The sequence below is a fragment of the Micromonospora sp. NPDC005197 genome, assembly GCF_040608295.1.
Taxonomy (GTDB): domain Bacteria; phylum Actinomycetota; class Actinomycetes; order Mycobacteriales; family Micromonosporaceae; genus Micromonospora.
In genome coordinates, this window is the sequence record NZ_JBEXHY010000003.1 from 151454 (window position 1) to 168636 (window position 17183).

Consider the following 17183-nt stretch of genomic DNA (forward strand, 5'->3'; position numbering starts at 1 on the left):
GCGCCCCGTCAGCGCAACGCCGCATCGACGAGCGTGCGGGCGCTGCGCCGGGCCGCGTCGGCGATCACCGGGTCGCCGTCCAGCACGCCGCTGGCGAGCCCGCCGTCGAGCAGCAGGGTGAGCTGCCGGGCGAGCAGCTCCGGGTCGGCCGCGCCGGCCTGCCGGGCCAGCTCCGTCACCCAGGCCCGGACCACGGTCTTGTGCTCGACCGTCCGGGCGTGCACCGGGCCGCCGGCCGGTGACTCGGCGGCCGTGTTGATGAACGCGCAACCGTGGTAGCCGTCCCGCCGGCAGGCGCCGGCGAGCGCGTCGAACATCCCGACCAACTGGTCGCGCGGCTCGTCGCCGGCATCCCGGGCGGCGGCGCGCAACGCACCGAACCACGCCTGGTCGACCCGGTCGAGGTACGCCAGCACCAGGTCGTCCTTACGCGGGAAGTGCTTGTAGAGCGTCGCCTTGGCCACGCCCGACTCGGCGATGACCGTGTCCACCCCCACGCCGCGCGGTCCGTGGGCGTAGAAGAGCCGGAACGCGGTCTCCAGGATCCGGTCCCGGGCCGAGCCGGCCGGCGTGCGGTGGGCAGGCATCGACACTCCCTCGACGTGCTGGTGGCGGGCCGATTCTACAGACAGCTCCGTCTGCGGCCGCGAGCCGTCGTCTGCGCAGCTCGGGCGGACGATGCCCCATCTCCGGGGCAGCTCGACAGGACGCGGTAGGCAAACCGCTGCCCACGGCCCGCACTCCCTGAGGGACAGCAGTAGACAGACCTGTCTGTTAGCCTGCGGGCAATCGGCGCAAGGCCACCGCGCCCGAGTGGAGGATCGATCGACATGCGCATCGCAGTTCTCGGCACCGGCTCGGTCGGCAGGACCATCAGCGCCCGCGCGGCGGAGCTGGGCCACCAGGTCACCATCGGCACCCGGGACGTCGCGACCACCCTGGCCGGCGATTACGCCGCCTGGACCGCGGAGCACCCCGAGGTGGGCCTGGCAACCCAGGCGGACGCTGCCGCGGACGCCGAGCTGGTGGTCAACGCCACCAGTGGCAGCGGCTCCCTGCCGGCGCTCACCGCGGCCGGCGCGGCGAACCTGGCCGGCAAGGTCCTGCTCGACATCGCCAACCCACTCGACTTCAGCGCAGGCTTCCCACCCACCCTGACGGTGCAGGACACCGACTCTCTCGCCGAGCAGATCCAGCGGGAGTTCCCGCAGGCCAGGGTGGTCAAGTCACTCAACACGCTGACCGCCGAGCTGATGGTGCGTCCGCGCCAGCTCGCCGACGGCGCGCACAGCGTGTTCGTCTCCGGCGACGACGCGGAGGCCAAGCGGATTGTCACCGGGCTGCTCGTCAGCTTCGGCCACACCGACGTGATCGACCTCGGTGACCTCTCCACCGCCCGGGGCACCGAGATGCTGATGCCGCTCTGGTTGCGGCTCTACGGCCGGCTCGACACCGCCAACTTCAACCTCAAGGTCGTCCGCTGACCGGACCCGGACAGCCCGAAGGGGGCCCACGCCGAGCGTGGACCCCCTTCGGGTCGGCCGATCACGGCTCGAACTTGTATCCCAGGCCCCGCACCGTGACGATGAAGCGGGGTGCCGACGGCTCCGGCTCGATTTTGGAGCGCAGCCGCTTGACGTGCACGTCAAGCGTCTTGGTGTCGCCGACGTAGTCGGCGCCCCAGACCCGGTCGATGAGCTGACCGCGGGTCAGCACCCGGCCCGCGTTGCGCAGCAGCAGCTCCAGCAGCTCGAACTCCTTGAGCGGCAGCTGCACGGCCCCACCCTCGACGGTCACCACGTGCCGCTCGATGTCCATCCGGACCGGGCCGGCGGCCAGCGTCGGGGCACCCGCCTCGGCCACCTCCGGGCTCTGCCGGCGTAGCACCGCGCGGATCCGCGCGACCAGCTCCCGGGGAGAGTACGGCTTGGTGACGTAGTCGTCGGCGCCGATCTCCAGGCCGACCACCTTGTCGATCTCGCTGTCCCGCGCGGTGACCATGATGATCGGCACGGCCGAGCGCTGCCGGAGCTGCCGGCACACCTCGGTTCCCGACATCTCGGGCAACATCAGGTCGAGCAGCACGATGTCGGCGCCGGTTCGGTCGAACTCGGTGAGGGCGTCGGTGCCGGTCGCGGCGACCGAGACCTCGAAGCCCTCCTTACGGAGCATGTACGACAGGGCGTCGGAGAACGACTCCTCGTCCTCGACCACCAGAACGCGGCTCAACGGGGATTTCCTTTCCATTGCTGTCAGACCTGCCGAAGCTCGGCCGGACCGGCCTCGATCCCAACCGGCGGCAGTGTCGCCAGCAGGTCGTCCGGTGGGCTGGCGGGCAACCGTAGGGTGAACGTCGATCCACCCCCAAGAGTGCTCGACACCTCCACCCGACCGCCATGGTTGCTCGCGATGTGTTTCACGATGGCCAGACCGAGCCCGGTGCCACCGGTGGAGCGCGAGCGGGCCTGGTCGGCCCGGTAGAACCGCTCGAAGATCCGGTCCACGTCCGTCGGGGCGATGCCGATGCCCTGGTCAGCGACCGCGACCTCGACATGTTCGCCGTCACCGCGGAGGGTGACCCGCACCGTGGTGTCCTCACCCGAGTAGTTGATGGCGTTCTCCACCAGGTTCGCCACCGCCGTGGCGAGCTGACTGTCGCTGCCGTACGCGGTGAGACCCCGCTCGCCGTCGACCGTCACCTCGACCCCCCGGGCGGCGGCCGTGGTGCGCGTGCGGTCGACCACCTCGGCGATCACCCAGTCGAGCGCGACGGGCTCCGGTGGCGGCTGCGGCTCGGCGCCCTGGAGCCGGGTCAGCTCCAGCAACTCCTGCACCAGCCGGCCCAGCCGGGTCGACTCGTGCTGGATCCGTTCGGCGAACCGGCGGGAGGCGACCAGGTCCTCGGAGAGGTCGGGTACCGCGGCGTCGGCCGGCTCGGTGGCGTCCAGCAGCGCCTCGGCGAGCAGTTGGAGCGCGCCGATCGGTGTCTTGAGCTCATGGCTCACGTTCGCCACGAAGTCACGTCGCACCCGGGTCAGGCGGTGCGACTCGGTCACGTCGACCGCCTCCACGGCGATGAAGCCGTTCCCGAGGCCCATGGCCCGCAGGTGCACGCCCAGCGGGTTCTCACCTGCGCTGTCGCGACCCCGCGGCAGGTCCAGCTCGATCTCGCGCCGCACGCCGGTGCGCCGCACCTGCCCCGCGAGAGTACGGATCAACGGGTGCGCGGCGATCGAGCCCGGGGTGCTGCCGGTACGCAGCAGACCCATCGCACGGGCGGCCGGGTTGATCAGCACGGGCACGTCGTCGTTGTCCAGTACCACGACACCGGCCCGGAGCGAATCGATCGTCCGGCGGCCGAGCCCGGCCTGCTGCTCGTCGGCTATCGCGGGCCTCCCCCTGCTCCAGCGGGAGCTCGCGCTGCCCGTCGACGTGGAGCGGCCGCGCGCCGGCAGGAACCGGGGCAGCAGAAGGCCGACGACCAGTCCGGCCGCCAACGCCACGGCCACCACGACCGCCACCGCCCACTCCACCCGGCGATCGTAGGGTCATTGTTAACCTGGCTACCACACAGAACGGGACGAACCACCCGCACTTCCGGAAGTGTTCACCCCCACGTCTGGCGTCGTTCACCGTGGTTCATCCGGGATCCGTTCACGCGCCCTACCGTTGGCGTCGCACCTGCTCAACCCCTGCGCCGGCACCCGTCGGCGGCGACCGACCACAGGACGTGATGATGCGCGACGAGTTCCGGGCCGACCTCCAGATCGTCAGCCAACTGCTGGTGGACATGGCGGAGGGCGTCCGCGCTGCCATGCGCCAGGCCACCCGGGCCCTGCTCACCGCCGACCGGCAGGCCGCCGAGACGGTCATCGAGCGGGACGCCGAGATCGACGACCTCTACCGGCACGTCGAGGAGCGGGTGTGTGACCTGCTCGCCCGGCAGGCGCCGGTCGCCTCCGACCTGCGTGCCATGATCACCGCGCTGCACGTCGCGGCCGACCTGGAGCGGATGGGCGACCTGGCCGACCACGTGGCGAAGACGGCGCTGCGGCGGCACCCCTCGCCCGCCGTACCGGCCGAGCTGCGGACGATCTTCACCGAGATGGCCGACATCGCCGACCGGATGGCGGCGAAGATCGGTTCGGTGCTGGCGAAGCCCGACGTCGACCTGGCCGGCGAGTTGGACCGGGACGACGACGCCATGGACGAGCTGCACAAGAGCCTGTTCTCGGTGCTGCTCGGCGACGACTGGCCGTACGGGGTGGAGACCGCCATCGACGCCACCCTGCTGGGCCGCTTCTACGAGCGCTTCGCCGACCACGCGGTCAACGCCGGCGAGCACGTGATCTACCTGATCACCGGTGAGAGCACGCCCACCGGCAACTGACACCCGTCAGAAAGGGGCCCCCGCGTCGCGGGGGCCCCTTTCGCTGCTCTCAGCGGCCCTGGTTGGCGACCGCGGCGGCGGCTGCCTTCGCCGCTGTCGGGTCGAGGTAGGTGCCGCCCAGGGTGAGCGGGCGCAGCTGCGGATCGAGGTCGTAGCGCAGCGGGATCCCGGTCGGGATGTTCAGCTTGGCGATCGCCTCGTCGGAGATCTGGTCGAGGTGCTTCACCAGGGCGCGCAGCGAATTGCCGTGCGCGGCCACCAGCACCGTCCGGCCGGCCAGGATGTCCGGCACGATCGAGTCGTACCAGTAGGGCAGCATCCGCTCGACGACGTCCTTGAGGCACTCGGTACGCGGCATCAGCTCGGTCGGCAGCAGCGCGTAGCGCGGGTCGCCCACCTGCGACCACTCGTCGTCGTCAGCGATCGGCGGCGGCGGCGTGTCGTACGACCGGCGCCAGAGCATGAACTGCTCCTCGCCGTACTCGTCGAGGGTCTGCTTCTTGTTCTTGCCCTGTAGGGCGCCGTAGTGCCGCTCGTTGAGCCGCCACGACCGGCGCACCGCGATCCAGTGCCGGTCGGCGGCGTTCAGTGCCAACTCGGCGGTGCGGATCGCCCGGCGCATCACGCTGGTGTGGACGACGTCCGGCAGCAGGCTGTGCTCGCGCAGCAGCTCACCGCCGCGCCGCGCCTCGCCCTCGCCCTTCTCGGTCAGGTCGACGTCCACCCAGCCGGTGAAGAGGTTCTTGGCGTTCCAGTCACTCTCGCCGTGCCGCAGCAGGACCAGCGTCCCGACGGTGGGCCCCTCGCTCGCAGTCATGCGGATCATCCTGCCTCAACCCCGTACCGGACACGCGGGCACCCGTCGTGACGACCACCACGTGATAAAGCGGATGACCTGTGAATCCGACCGCCACTAGGGTTGTAAGGCGCTGCAGTCACATCGGTCATTACTTGCAAGCGGGGGCACCACGTGCGGACGATGCGGAGCTGGTTCCGGGACACCACCGGCGGCCTGCCGGCCACCTTCTGGTACCTGTGGTCGGGGACTCTGATCAACCGGCTCGGCTCGTTCGTCCTCGTCTTCCTCGCCATCTACCTGACCCAGGAACGCGGCTTCTCCCCCTCCCAGGCCGGCCTGGTGCTCGGCCTGTGGGGTGTCGGCGGCGCCGTCGGCACCACCGCCGGCGGCACCCTGGCCGACCGGTGGGGCCGCCGACCTACGCTGCTCACCGCGCATGTCGGCGCGGCGGCCATGATGCTCGCCCTCGGCCTGGCCCGTGACCTCTGGGCGGTGGCGCTGGGTGCGCTGCTGCTCGGCATGTTCGCCGAGGCGGCCCGGCCGGCGTTCGGGGCCATGATGATCGACGTGGTGCCGGCCAAGGACCGGCTGCGCGCGTTCTCGCTCAACTACTGGGCGATCAACCTGGGCTTCGCCTGCGCCGCCATCCTCGCCGGTCTCGCCGCGCAGGCCGACTACCTGCTGCTGTTCGTGGTCGACGCGGGCACGATGCTGATCACCGCGTTGATCATCTTCGCCCGGGTGCCGGAGACCCGGCACGGCGGATTCACCGTCGCGGCGACCACGGCCCCGCGCGGCGCCCTGCGCACCATCCTCAGCGACCGGGTCTACCTCGGCTTCGTGGCTCTGAACCTGTTCGCCGCGATGGTCTTCCTCCAGCACATCTCGATGCTGCCGATCGCCATGGGCGACTCCGGCCTGAGCCCGGCCACCTACGGCTCGGTGATCGCGCTCAACGGCTTGCTCATCGTCGTCGGCCAACTCTTCGTGCCCCGACTGATCCGGGGTCGGAACCGCTCGCAGGTGCTCGCCCTCGCCGCCGTGGTGATGGGTGTCGGGTTCGGGCTGACCGCGTTTGCCGGCAGCGCCTGGTTCTACGGGCTGACGGTGCTGATCTGGACGGTCGGCGAGATGCTGAACTCGCCGTCCAACTCCACGCTGATCGCCGAGCTCTCCCCGGCCGAGCTGCGCGGTCGCTACCAGGGCGTGTTCGGGCTCTCCTGGCAGATCGCCGGGGCGAGCGCGCCGATTCTCGGCGGCCTGGTGCGGGAGCACGTCGGCAACGCGGCGCTCTGGTTCGGCTGCGCCGTGATCGGCGTACTGACGGCGGTGGCCCACCTCGCGTCCGGTCCGGCCCGGGAGCGGCGTGCCGTCGCGCTGCGCCACGCCGCCGACGCGTCCGCACCGGTCAGCACCCGCGCTGCGGCGTCGCAGCCCGCCGAGGCGGCAGCCTGAGCCCGGTGTGACCGCTGAGACGAACGGCTCATGATCAGGAACCCGACTGGCGCAACCCGGCCCGACTTCCTACCGTCCAGGAGAAACGGTTAAGAAACCGAACTGTCGGGAGGTCGGATGCACGCCCTGCGGCGCTGGTGGCAGGACAGCGCGGGCGGGCTACCCGCCACCTTCTGGTACCTCTGGGCGGGTTTGCTGATCAACCGCGCTGGCGCGTTCGCCATGCTCTTCCTGTCGCTCTACCTGACCGACGCCCGGGGCGCCAGCGAATCGGTGGCCGGCACCGTGGTCGGGGCGTACGGGGCCGGCGGGGCGGCCGGCGCGCTGCTCGGCGGGGTGATGGCCGACCGGTGGGGTCGCCGGGCCACCCTGCTCGCCGCCCACCTGGCCACCGCCGCCCTGATGGTGGCACTGGCCTTCAGCCGGCCCCTGCTGCTGATCGCGGCGCTCTCCGCACTGGTCGGCGTGGTGCACTCGATGCCCAGCCCCGCCTTCGTGGCGGCAATCGTCGACGTGGTGCCGGCGCAGCGGCGCTCACGCGCGTTCAACCTCCAGTTCTGGGCGTTCAACCTGGGCATGGCCGTCGCGTCGCTGCTCGCCGGCGTGCTGGCCGAGGCGAGCTTCACCGCACTGTTCCTGGTCGACGCCGGCGCCACGCTGACCGCCGCCGCCGTCATCGCCTGGAAGGTGCCGGAGACGCTGCGACGGGCCGGCCCGGCCGCGCCCCTCCCGCCCGCCGGCCAGCAGGGGGCCGGCCGCTCCCGTCGACAGGGGCTGCACACCGCGCTCACCGACCGGACCTTCCTGATCTTCGTCGGGCTCACCTTCGTGCTGGCCGTCCTCACCCTGCAGACCTCGACGATCATGCCGCTGGCGATGCGCGCCGACGGTCTGGGACCGTCGGCGTACGGGGCGGTGGTGGCACTCGGGGGCGCGCTGATCGTGCTGGGGCAACTGTTCGTGCCCCGGCTGATCGACCGGCACCGCAAGGACGTCGTGCTGGCCATCTCCACGGCCCTGCTGGCGGTCGGCTTCGGCGTGCTCGCCGTCGCCGACCACCTGGGCGTCTACCTCGGTGCGGCGGTGGTCTGGACGGTCGGCTCGATGCTCGCCGCGCCGCCCAACGCGCAGATCAACGCGGATCTGGCGCCGCCGCAACTGCGCGCCCGGTACCAGTCGGTCTTCTACCTGACGTTCCCGGCCGCGGCGTTCGTCGCACCCACCCTGGGCGGGGTGAGCCTGCAGCACCTCGGTGACCGGCACTGGCTGATCGTGGGCGGGCTGGGCCTGCTGGCCGCGCTCGGGCACCTGCTGGCCGGGCCGCCCCGTGACCGGCACGTCGCCGCGATGCGCCGGATGGTCGACCGGGAGCCGGCGCCGCGCGGGGACCGCGTCCAGACGGGCTGACCGTACGACGGCAAAGCGCCCACCATGTCCCGAAGGTCATGGTGGGCGCTCGCCGGTGGGGCCGGCGGCGGCGGGCAACACTCACCCCCGTAAGCATCGCCCGCTCGCGCCGCCGGTCCAAACAGGTGGGCACCGTCCCCCAACGGTTGATCCACCCGTCCCCTCGCACCTCGCCTGGTGCGCGGATCTGATCGATCCGCCGCTCCCCCGAACGTTTCCAAGCGTGGCGCGGTGCAATAAAGCTAGTTCGGCCGGATTCTGGATTCAACCCAGATGGGTGTCTCGCCGGTCACAACTGACGAGTATCCCCAGCTCGGGCCTCGGTCTGTGGCAACAGCCGGGTACCCGTCGGGCATTCCCTCAAACACCTCAGCCGTCCTCACGATCGGGTGACTCGGTCCGGAAGAAGTTGCTCTGCCGGCCGTCACGCATCTGCTCCTGATAGATCAGGTTGAGCCGGCGCAGATCAAACGTGTGAAACCACTCATCCCAGGGGATCTCACGAATCCGGCTGCTTTCCCGGTATCCGGGGATGTTGAAGGTCAACACTCCGGCCCGACCGTCCCGCTCGGTGCCCGCGATGGTCGCCGGCTTCGCGCCACGCTCCCGCGCCCAACGCTGGATCACCTCGTGATTCGCGGTGATCAGGCTCCGTCCCGGCCGCTCCGGCCGGTCCGCCGTCGACGAGATCACCTGCGAGCTGCGGACCGACCGTCCGCTGCCCCGTCCGGTCCGGATCCCACCGGCCGTCGTGCCACCAGCCGCCGGCCGGCTCGCCGTGGCCCGCTTAGCCGGCGTCGCCCGCTTCGCCGTGGCCCGCTTGGCGGGAGCCGCCCGCTTCGCCGGCGCCGCCTTCGCCGTGGCCCGCGTGGCAGCCGGTCGCGACGGCGCCTTCTTCGCGGGCGCCTTTCGCGCTGGCGCGGCACGCGCGGTCGTCGACGTCCTGCGAGCGGCGGTCGACCTGGCCGCTGTCGTCTTCTTCGCCGCGGCCGTCTTACGGGCCGCCGTCGACGTCCGTGCGGCGGTCGTCCGCTTCGCCGCGGTCGACCTGCTCGCAGCGGTGGTCCGCTTCGCGGCAGTGGTCGTCTTCTTCGCGGCAGCCCGCTTCGCGGGAGCGCTCTTGTTCCCGGGCGCCGCCTTTGCGCGACTCGGTGCCGCCCTCGACGCCGACTTCTTCGTCGCGGCGGCCCGACCGGCCGACGCCCTGGTGCCGGCGGCCCGACCAGCCGGTCCGGTACTGCGCCGGCCCGCCCCACCGGCGTCCGAACGCATCGAACGCACCAACTGTTTCACCAGGTCAGGCTTGCGCATCGCGGAGATCCCAGAGACCCCGCGTTTGCGCAACTGCCCGCGGATGTCGTCCACCCGCATCCGGGAGATCTCCGACTCGGAGATCCCGGGTGTCGCCGGGCTCTGGTTGCCGGCCTGCCGTTTGGTCCTGGTCGCAGTCCCGCCGCGACCTGAGCTGTTCCGCTGAGCCATGGGATGCTCCGCTCCTCGACACTCCGTCCTCGGCGCGCGGGGGTCCCTCTGCCGCACCGCGCGGTGCGGCATACCCAGCAAGGGCAGTCCGAACCCTCCGTGCGTCGCCGCCCGCTGTGACGGTAGGGATTGAGCCGGGCGCACCCGTACCCCACACATCCTTTGCTCTGCTTACACCCAGGCAACGCTCGGAGCCCGTAAGTGTTGCGTCGGTTGAAGCAGAGCAAAGGAGGCGTCCCACCACCTCGGCCCGGAAGCCCGCCTGATAAACCCCGCAGTCGGGGCGCAGGCCCCCGCGCGTGGAGCCGCCGAGAACGCCAGTTGTCAGGCGGGGCCGGGGCCGGACGGCTCGAAGAGGTGGGCGAAGGCGGCCAGGTTCGCCGTCGACTCGCCGCGCTTGACCCGCCACTCGTACTCGCGCCGAATCGAGCTGCCGAAGCCGATCTCCAGCATGGTGTCGAAGGACTCGTCGGAGTAGGTAAGCACCGAACCGAGCAGCCGGTCCAGCTCGTCGGCGTCCACACCGGCCGGGTTGACCCGCCCGGTCAGGTACACGTCACCGACCGCGTCGGTGGAGAAGGAGACCCCGTACATCCGGGCGTTGCGCTGCAGCAGCCAGGCCCACAGCTCCTCGCGCCGCTCGTCGGGCTGGCGCATGACGAACGCCTCGATCCGCAGCGCGTGCTCACCGACGATCAGGTTGCAGATCGTCTTGAGCTTGTGGGTGCCCGGCAGGGTGATCGCGTACGAGCCGGGGCCGGTCGACTCCCAGGCCAGGTCACGTTCGGCACAGACCGACTCGATCAGGGTCGCAAGATCGCTCTTCGGGCTCACCGGACCCACTCTACGACCGCCCCGGCCCACGCACCGGATGACGACCGGCCCGCGGTCACCCACCAGCACGATCGGCGCGCGGTCAGCACCGGCACGATCGGCGCGGGGTCACCACCGGCACGACCTGTCCCCGGTCACCAGGAGCAGGAGAGGGCGGGGCCTCCGGCCAGGTCGGCGGCGAGGCGGGCCCGGCGCGCGGCGATCGCCTCGCCGTAGACGTCGAGCAGGCCCGTGACGGTGCGGTCCCAGGAGAAGTGTCGGGCGTGCTGCGCGGCGCCGCGGGACAGCCTGGCCCGCAGGGCCCGGTCCGGCAGCAGGCGGCCCAGGGCGCGGGCCCAGTCCACCGGGTCGTGCCCGTCGATGAGCACCCCACTGGCCTGGTCCCGAACGGCGGTGACCAGACCACCGACGGCGGCGGCCAGCACCGGCGTACCGCAGGCCTGCGCCTCCAGGGCGACGAGCCCGAAGGATTCGTTGTGCGACGGCACCGCGACCAGATCGGCGGCCCGGTACAGGGCCGGCAGGTCGTCGCCGGTACGCGGCGGCAGGAAACGGACCCGGTCGGCGACGCCGAGCGTCGCGGCCAGCTCGATCAGGGCGGTCGGCCGGTCCAGTCCGCTGCCGCTGGGCCCGCCGCAGATCACCACGGTCACCTCGTCGGCCAGGGCCGGATCACGCTCGCGCAGGGCGGCGATCGCGCGGATGAGCACGTCCGGCGCCTTGAGTGGTTGGATCCGACCGACGAAGGCCACCACGTACCCGTCGACCGGCAGCCCCAGCCTGCGGCGGGCGGCGCGGGCGGCCACGAACCGGTCGCCCGGCGCGGGCCGGAACCGGGCCAGGTCGACGCCCGGCTGCACGACGGAGACCTGGTCGGGGGCGGCGTCGTACCGCTCGACGAGGTCGCGGGCCTCCACCCGGGTGTTGGCGACCAGCTGGTCGGCCTCGGCGACGACCTGCTCCTCGCCGATCACCCGAGCCTTCGGTTCCGGCCGGTCGTCGGCGGCGAGTTGGGCGTTCTTGACCTTCGCCAGGGTGTGCGCGGTGTGCACCAGCGGCACTCCCCAGCGCTCCTTGGCCAGCCAGCCGACCTGCCCCGACAGCCAGTAGTGGGAGTGGATCAGGTCGTAGTGCCCGGGTGGGCGGGACGCCTCGGCGCGCAGCACCCCGGCGGTGAAGGCGCAGAGCTGGCCGGGCAACTCCTCCTTGGTCAGCCCTTCGAGCGGACCGGAGGTGATGTGCCGGACCTGCACGCCGGGGGCCATCTCGACCACCGGGGGGAGGTCACCCGAGGTGGCCCGGGTGAAGATCTCCACCTCGACGTCGGCCTCGGCGAGCCGCCGGGCGACCTCCAGGATGTAGACGTTCATCCCGCCGGCGTCGCCGGTGCCCGGCTGGTGCAGCGGGGAGGTGTGCACCGACAGGGTGGCGATGCGGCGGGGCCGGGGCCACGGTCGGGCACCTCGCTGACGACCGACACCGGTGTGCAGTTCCGCCACGTCCGCTCCTTCAGTCACGGTTAATGCCGTCTCGCACGACCGGCGCTTCTCGGTCAACCTGTACGCCGGATGTCATCTTCCCCATCGGGCTACGGAAATGCGTCGGCGCGGCCGGCCGGGGTGACGGACCTCATCAACCGTCGGCCCGCACGGCGAAGCCCCGCGCCCGATCGCAAGGCCTCGGACGACCGGGGCGACAATGACCGGATGACCTCTGTCGCCATCGTCACCGGAGCGTCCAGCGGGATCGGAGCGGCCACCGCCCGCCGGCTCGCCGCCGAGGGTTTCCACGTGCTCGCCGCCGCCCGCCGCGCCGAACGGCTCGCCGACCTGGTCGCCGAGATCACCGCCGCCGGCGGGCAGGCCACCGCGGTGACCTGCGACGTCACCTCGGACGAGTCGGTGGCCCGGTTGGCCGAGGCCGCCGCCCAGGCGCCCGGGCCGGTCACCCTCCTGGTGAACAACGCCGGCGGAGCACGCGGGCTGGACCCGGTGGAGTCCGGCTCGGTCGCCGACTGGCAGTGGATGTACGACGTGAACGTGCTCGGCACCCTGCGGGTCACCCAGGCGCTGCTGCCGGCGCTGGAGGCGTCGGGTTCCGGCACCATCGTGGTGGTCTCCTCCACCGCCGGCCTGACCGTGTACGAGGGTGGCGGCGGCTACACCGCGGCGAAGCACGCGCAGACCGCCATCGCCGGCACGCTCCGCCTGGAGCTGTGTGGCCGGCCGCTGCGGGTCATCGAGATCGACCCCGGAATGGTGAAGACCGACGAGTTCGGGCTGGTCCGCTTCGAGGGCGACGCCGAGCGGGCGGCCGCCGTCTACGCCGGGGTGCCGGGGCCGCTGGTCGCCGAGGACGTCGCCGACTGCATCGCCTGGTGCGCCACCCGCCCGGAGCACGTCAACATCGACCGGCTGGTGGTCCGGCCACGGGCGCAGGCGGCGCAGCACAAGGTGCACCGGGTCTCCTGAGTCGGGGACAGGACCGATGAGCGGGGCTCCACGACGCCGACCGCTCGGCGTGGTCACCCGGGGCACCACCAACCCGAACCGGCTGCGCCGGGTGGACAACTGGATCGTCGCGACCTGCGCCGACCGGCTGCGGGCGGCGGTCGATCCGCTGGTGGTGGACCTCGGGTACGGCGCCACCCCGGTGACCGCCGTGGAGTTGCGGGCCCGGCTTGCCGCCGGGGTCCGTTGGGACGTACGCCTGGTCGGGCTGGAGATCGACCCGGCGCGGGTGGCCGCCGCGACGCCGGCCGCCGACCCGCCCGGCCTGACCTTCGCCCGGGGTGGCTTCGAGTTGGCCGGGCTCCGGCCGGTGCTGGTCCGCGCGTTCAACGTCCTGCGCCAGTACGACGAGCGCGAGGTGCCCGACGCCTGGCGCACGATGACCGCCGCGCTCGCTCCGGGTGGGGCGCTCGTCGAGGGCACCTGCGACGAGCTGGGCCGGCTGGCGAGCTGGCTGCTGGTCGACGCGGACGGCCCGCGCACGCTGACCCTGGCCGCGAAGCTCACCACGCTGGGCAGTCCCGCCGAGTTGGCCGAGCGGCTGCCCAAGGCGCTGATCCACCGCAACGTCCCGGGTGAGGCGGTGCACGACCTGATCCGGGCCCTGGACGACGCCTGGCAGGCCGCGGCCCCCTACGCCACCTTCGGTCCACGGCAGCGCTGGCTGAGGGCCGTGGGCAGGCTGCGGGACGACGGCTGGCCCGTGCGTGACGGCCCGCACCGCTGGCGGCACGGCGAGCTGACCCTCTCCTGGCCCCTCCCCTGAACGGGGTGGGGTCAGAGGGCGCAGTTGATCAGGACCGGCTCGGGGTGCAGGGTCACGCCGAGGCGGGCGTGCACGGTGTCACGGATGGTGCCGGCGAGGGTGAGCAGGTCGCCGGTGCTGGCCGTGCCGCTGCGATTGGTGAGGGCGAGGGTGTGCTTGCTGGAGATGGCCACGCCGTCCGGGCCGGGGTGGCCCTTGGTGAAGCCGGCCTTGTCGATCAGCCAGGCCGCGCTCACCTTGACCAGGCCGTCCGCCCCGGGCCAGGACGGGGGCTCGCCCAGGTCGGCGGCACGCTCCCGGAGCAGCTCGTACGTCGCCCGGTCGAGCACCGGGTTGGTGAAGAAGGAGCCGACCGAGCGGGTGTCGGGATCGGCGGCGTCGAGCACCATGCCCTTGCCGGCGCGCAGCCGCAGCACCGTCGCCCGCGCGTCGGCCAGCGGCACCCGCTCGCCCACCTCGACCCCGAGCGCCCGGGCCAGCTCGGCGTAGCGCACCGGGCCGGACAGCGGCGAGCGGGTGAGCCGGAAGTCGACCGAGAGCACCATCCAGCGGTCCTGGTACTTGAAGATGCTGCCCCGGTACGCGAACCCGCACTCTGCCGCGGGGATGATCCGACGGGCGCCGTCGAGCCGGTCGTACACCTCGACGCCGGTGATCGTCTCGGCGACCTCCTGGCCGTACGCGCCGACGTTCTGGATCGGGGTGGCGCCGGTCGAGCCGGGAATGCCGGAGAGGCATTCCAGGCCGGCCCAGTCGTTGCCGATCGTCGCGGCGACCAGGTCGTCCCACGGCTCGCCGGCTTCGACGCGTACGGTGACCGACTCGGCGTCCTCGGTGAGGACCCGCAGGCCACGGGAGCGCACCAGCACGACCGTGCCGGGGAAGCCGGCGTCGCCGATCACCACGTTGCTGCCGCCGGCCAGGACCAGGATCGGCTCGTCCGTGGCCTGGACCGCCCGGATGATCTCGTCGGCGCTGGTCGCGGCCACGATCCGCCTGGCCGGCCCGCCCATCCGTAGCGTGGTGTAACCGGCCAGTGGACCCGGGATGGCACGATCGGCTTCGGTTGTCGGCTGGGCGTAGGCGTCTGACACGTCTTTCACCTTAGGCTGATGGGCAGCCGTGGCACCTACTGGTGGCCCGGCACCCCCGGGAGGATGGCGATGAGCAGACTGCAGGGCAGCAAGGACTTCTGGATTGGGGCGCTGCGGGCCGAGGGCCCGGCGTTCGCCGCGGCGGTCGCCGAGGCGCCGCCGGAGACACCCGTGCTGTCCTGTCCGGGCTGGACAGTCAATGATCTCACCCTGCACCTCGCGGGCATCTACCACTGGGTTTATTCGTTCGCCGGGTCGGGGCAGACGGAGGTGCCGGCCCGCCGGGACGCGTCCGTGGCACCCTCGGGCCTGAGCGCGCTCCAGCTCTGGCAGCAGGGGTACGACCAGCTGATGACCCTCTTCGACGGGCTCGACCCGGAGGCGCCGGCGTGGAACTGGGCGCCGCAGCCGAAGAAGGCCGGCTTCTGGCCGCGCCGGATGGCACACGAGACGGCGGTGCACCGCTGGGACGCCCAGCTCGCCATCGCCGCCGGTGAACCGGTCGAGGCCAAGCTCGCCGCCGACGGGGTGAGCGAGGTGCTGGACACCTGGTTGCCGGCCGGCCGGCGGCAGGTCAAGGGCGACTGGCACGGGGTGGTGCAGCTCGCGGCGACGGACGCGGATCAGGAGTGGTATCTGCGGCTGCGCGGCGAGGGGGTGGCGCTGCTCGACACGGCGACCATCTTCGACCACGACGATCACCACGCCCGCGCGCAGGTCAGCGGCACCGCGAGCGATCTGCTGCTGGCGCTCTGGGGGCGGGTGAGCTTCGAGACCCTCGACGTCACGGGCGACCGCGCGCTGCTCGACGGCCTGCGTACCGGCTGATCTGACACCGGGCGCGGCCCGGCCGACGTGACGAGGGCGTCACCCCGACGGGGGTGACGCCCTCGTCGTGCGTCCGGTGCTGCCCGCGCAGATTCGAGAGAGCGCTCTCTTGACACTGCCCGGGGAAGCCACCACCCTGACGTGAGAGCGCTCTCTTGGCCTCCTGCCACCACCTGACCACCTTGAGAGAGGTCCATATCCGATGGCTGTCTTTCCGCGCCGCCGCCTCGCCGCGGTGGCCCTCGCCGCCACGACCGCCCTGCTCGTCACCGCCGGCTGCGGCGGCGGTGACGACGCCGAGGCGGACGGGCCGATCACGCTGACCGTCGACGTCTTCGGTCAGTTCGGCTACGACCAGCTCTACCAGGAGTACATGGCCGCACACCCCGGCGTGAAGATCGTCGAGCGGGGCACCGGCAGCAACCTCGACGAGTACTCGCCGAAGCTGACCCAGTGGCTCGCCGCCGGCCGGGGCGCCGGCGACATCGTGGCCATCGAGGAGGGCCTGCTGGTCGAGTACAAGGCCAACCCCGGCAACTTCGTCAACCTGCTGGACCACGGCGCCGCCGACCTCAAGGGCAACTTCCTGGAGTGGAAGTGGAACGCCGGCCTGACCCCCGACGGCAAGCAGCTCATCGGCCTCGGCACCGACGTCGGCGGCATCGCCATGTGCTACCGCAAGGACCTCTTCGAAAAGGCGGGCCTGCCCACCGAACGGGACGCCGTGTCGAAGCTCTGGCCGACCTGGCAGGACTACATCGCCACCGGTGAGAAGTTCGTCGCGGCCAAGACCGGGGCGTCCTTCCTCGACGCGGCCACCAACACGTTCAACACGATCCTGCTGCAGACCGCCGGCAACACCACCGGCTACAGCTACTACGACACCAACGGCAACGTCGTGGCCGACAGCAACCCCGCGGTACGGCAGGCCTGGGACACCACCATGGACATCATCGACTCGGGCCTCTCCGGCAAGTACGGCTCCTGGTCCGAGGAGTGGGTGTCGGCCTTCAAGCAGTCGAAGTTCGCCACCATCGCCTGCCCCGCCTGGATGACCGGTGTCATCGAGCAGAACTCCGGCCCGGCTGCCAAGGGCAAGTGGGACATCGCCCGGGTGCCCGGCAACGGCGGAAACTGGGGCGGGTCGCACCTCGCCGTGCCGAAGCAGAGCAAGCACCAGGCCGAGGCCATCGAGCTGGCGAAGTTCCTGACCAGCGCCAAGGGCCAGATCGGCGCCTTCAAGGCCAAGGGTCCGCTGCCCTCCTCGCCGCAGGCGCTCGACGACCCGGCGATCGCCGGCTCGACCAACGCGTACTTCTCCGGGGCGCCCGTCGGAGCGATCTTCGGCACCGGCGCGAAGAGCCTGAAGCCGGTCTACATGGGCCCCAAGAACCAGGCCGTCCGCACCGAGGTGGAGAACGCCGTACGGACCGTGGAGCTGGGCCAGCGCAGCCCCACGCAGGGCTGGACGGACGCGGTGACCAACGCGAAGAAGGCCGCCGCCAAGTAGCCCGAGCCAGCGTGCGGGCGGGGCGCCCGCCCCCCGGGCCCCCCCCCCCCGCGCCAACTAGACGACCGCCTCTTCACTGACGACCCCCTCCCCCCCCCCCCCGCCCGC

At 72.0% G+C, this 17183-nt stretch carries 17 protein-coding genes; 9 read left to right on the forward strand and 8 right to left on the reverse strand.

The annotated features are described in order from the left end of the window. Window positions 1-8: 8 nt before the first annotated feature. Window positions 9-587 carry a TetR/AcrR family transcriptional regulator gene (locus ABZU46_RS02720; RefSeq protein ID WP_354854535.1) on the reverse strand — a complete coding sequence of 193 codons (579 nt, stop codon included), beginning with the start codon at window positions 585-587 and terminating at the stop codon, window positions 9-11. Window positions 588-830: 243 nt separating this feature from the next. On the opposite strand from ABZU46_RS02720, the gene ABZU46_RS02725 reads away from it, so the two are divergent. Further along, window positions 831-1484, forward strand: coding sequence for an NAD(P)-binding domain-containing protein (locus ABZU46_RS02725; protein WP_354854536.1), 654 nt, complete (start codon window positions 831-833; stop codon window positions 1482-1484). A 61-nt stretch (window positions 1485-1545) separates the two neighbouring features. Here ABZU46_RS02725 and ABZU46_RS02730 read toward each other — a convergent pair whose 3' ends face one another. After that, window positions 1546-2229, reverse strand: a complete 684-nt coding sequence (locus ABZU46_RS02730; protein WP_039906992.1) for a response regulator transcription factor — start codon at window positions 2227-2229, stop codon at window positions 1546-1548. A gap of 23 nt (window positions 2230-2252) precedes the next feature. Then, a complete protein-coding gene (locus tag ABZU46_RS02735) occupies window positions 2253-3533 on the reverse strand; it encodes an ATP-binding protein (protein ID WP_354854538.1) in 1281 nt (426 codons plus the stop codon). A gap of 203 nt (window positions 3534-3736) precedes the next feature. Between ABZU46_RS02735 and phoU the strand changes: the two genes are divergently transcribed. Continuing rightward, window positions 3737-4390 carry a phosphate signaling complex protein PhoU gene (phoU, locus tag ABZU46_RS02740; protein ID WP_354854540.1) on the forward strand — a complete coding sequence of 218 codons (654 nt, stop codon included), beginning with the start codon at window positions 3737-3739 and terminating at the stop codon, window positions 4388-4390. 49 nt (window positions 4391-4439) lie between these two features. Here phoU and ABZU46_RS02745 read toward each other — a convergent pair whose 3' ends face one another. Continuing rightward, complete coding sequence (locus ABZU46_RS02745) at window positions 4440-5207, reverse strand: phosphoglyceromutase (protein WP_354854542.1); 768 nt, start codon at window positions 5205-5207, stop codon at window positions 4440-4442. A gap of 162 nt (window positions 5208-5369) precedes the next feature. Between ABZU46_RS02745 and ABZU46_RS02750 the strand changes: the two genes are divergently transcribed. Together ABZU46_RS02750 and ABZU46_RS02755 are read left to right on the forward strand one after the other, a co-directional pair. Then, window positions 5370-6644, forward strand: a complete 1275-nt coding sequence (locus ABZU46_RS02750) for an MFS transporter (RefSeq protein WP_354854544.1) — start codon at window positions 5370-5372, stop codon at window positions 6642-6644. Window positions 6645-6761: 117 nt separating this feature from the next. After that, window positions 6762-8051 carry an MFS transporter gene (locus tag ABZU46_RS02755; RefSeq protein WP_354854546.1) on the forward strand — a complete coding sequence of 430 codons (1290 nt, stop codon included), beginning with the start codon at window positions 6762-6764 and terminating at the stop codon, window positions 8049-8051. A gap of 369 nt (window positions 8052-8420) precedes the next feature. On the opposite strand, the gene ABZU46_RS02760 is transcribed toward ABZU46_RS02755, so the two are convergent. Next, window positions 8421-8678 carry a hypothetical protein gene (locus tag ABZU46_RS02760; RefSeq protein WP_354854547.1) on the reverse strand — a complete coding sequence of 86 codons (258 nt, stop codon included), beginning with the start codon at window positions 8676-8678 and terminating at the stop codon, window positions 8421-8423. Between the two features lie 13 nt (window positions 8679-8691). Between ABZU46_RS02760 and ABZU46_RS02765 the strand changes: the two genes are divergently transcribed. Next, entirely contained in the window at window positions 8692-9528 is an 837-nt protein-coding gene (locus tag ABZU46_RS02765) for a hypothetical protein (protein WP_354854548.1), read from the forward strand. 329 nt (window positions 9529-9857) lie between these two features. Here the strand turns inward: ABZU46_RS02765 and ABZU46_RS02770 are convergent, their stop codons facing one another. Then, complete coding sequence (locus ABZU46_RS02770) at window positions 9858-10367, reverse strand: YbjN domain-containing protein (RefSeq protein ID WP_354854549.1); 510 nt, start codon at window positions 10365-10367, stop codon at window positions 9858-9860. Window positions 10368-10501: 134 nt separating this feature from the next. After that, the gene (mshA, locus tag ABZU46_RS02775) at window positions 10502-11866 is read right to left on the reverse strand and encodes a D-inositol-3-phosphate glycosyltransferase (RefSeq protein WP_354854551.1); all 1365 of its coding nucleotides are present in this window, start codon (window positions 11864-11866) and stop codon (window positions 10502-10504) included. A gap of 207 nt (window positions 11867-12073) precedes the next feature. On the opposite strand from mshA, the gene ABZU46_RS02780 reads away from it, so the two are divergent. Continuing rightward, entirely contained in the window at window positions 12074-12838 is a 765-nt protein-coding gene (locus ABZU46_RS02780) for an SDR family oxidoreductase (protein WP_354854553.1), read from the forward strand. 16 nt (window positions 12839-12854) lie between these two features. Further along, window positions 12855-13643, forward strand: a complete 789-nt coding sequence (locus ABZU46_RS02785) for a class I SAM-dependent methyltransferase (RefSeq protein ID WP_354854554.1) — start codon at window positions 12855-12857, stop codon at window positions 13641-13643. Window positions 13644-13654: 11 nt separating this feature from the next. Here ABZU46_RS02785 and ABZU46_RS02790 read toward each other — a convergent pair whose 3' ends face one another. Then, window positions 13655-14737, reverse strand: a complete 1083-nt coding sequence (locus ABZU46_RS02790; RefSeq protein ID WP_354854556.1) for a UDP-N-acetylmuramate dehydrogenase — start codon at window positions 14735-14737, stop codon at window positions 13655-13657. Between the two features lie 69 nt (window positions 14738-14806). Here ABZU46_RS02790 and ABZU46_RS02795 point away from each other — a divergent pair, with 69 nt between their 5' ends. Both ABZU46_RS02795 and ABZU46_RS02800 read left to right on the forward strand, forming a co-directional pair. Next, entirely contained in the window at window positions 14807-15565 is a 759-nt protein-coding gene (locus ABZU46_RS02795) for a maleylpyruvate isomerase family mycothiol-dependent enzyme (RefSeq protein WP_354854558.1), read from the forward strand. Window positions 15566-15767: 202 nt separating this feature from the next. Beyond that, the gene (locus ABZU46_RS02800) at window positions 15768-17075 is read left to right on the forward strand and encodes an extracellular solute-binding protein (protein ID WP_354854560.1); all 1308 of its coding nucleotides are present in this window, start codon (window positions 15768-15770) and stop codon (window positions 17073-17075) included. Window positions 17076-17183: the final 108 nt, after the last annotated feature.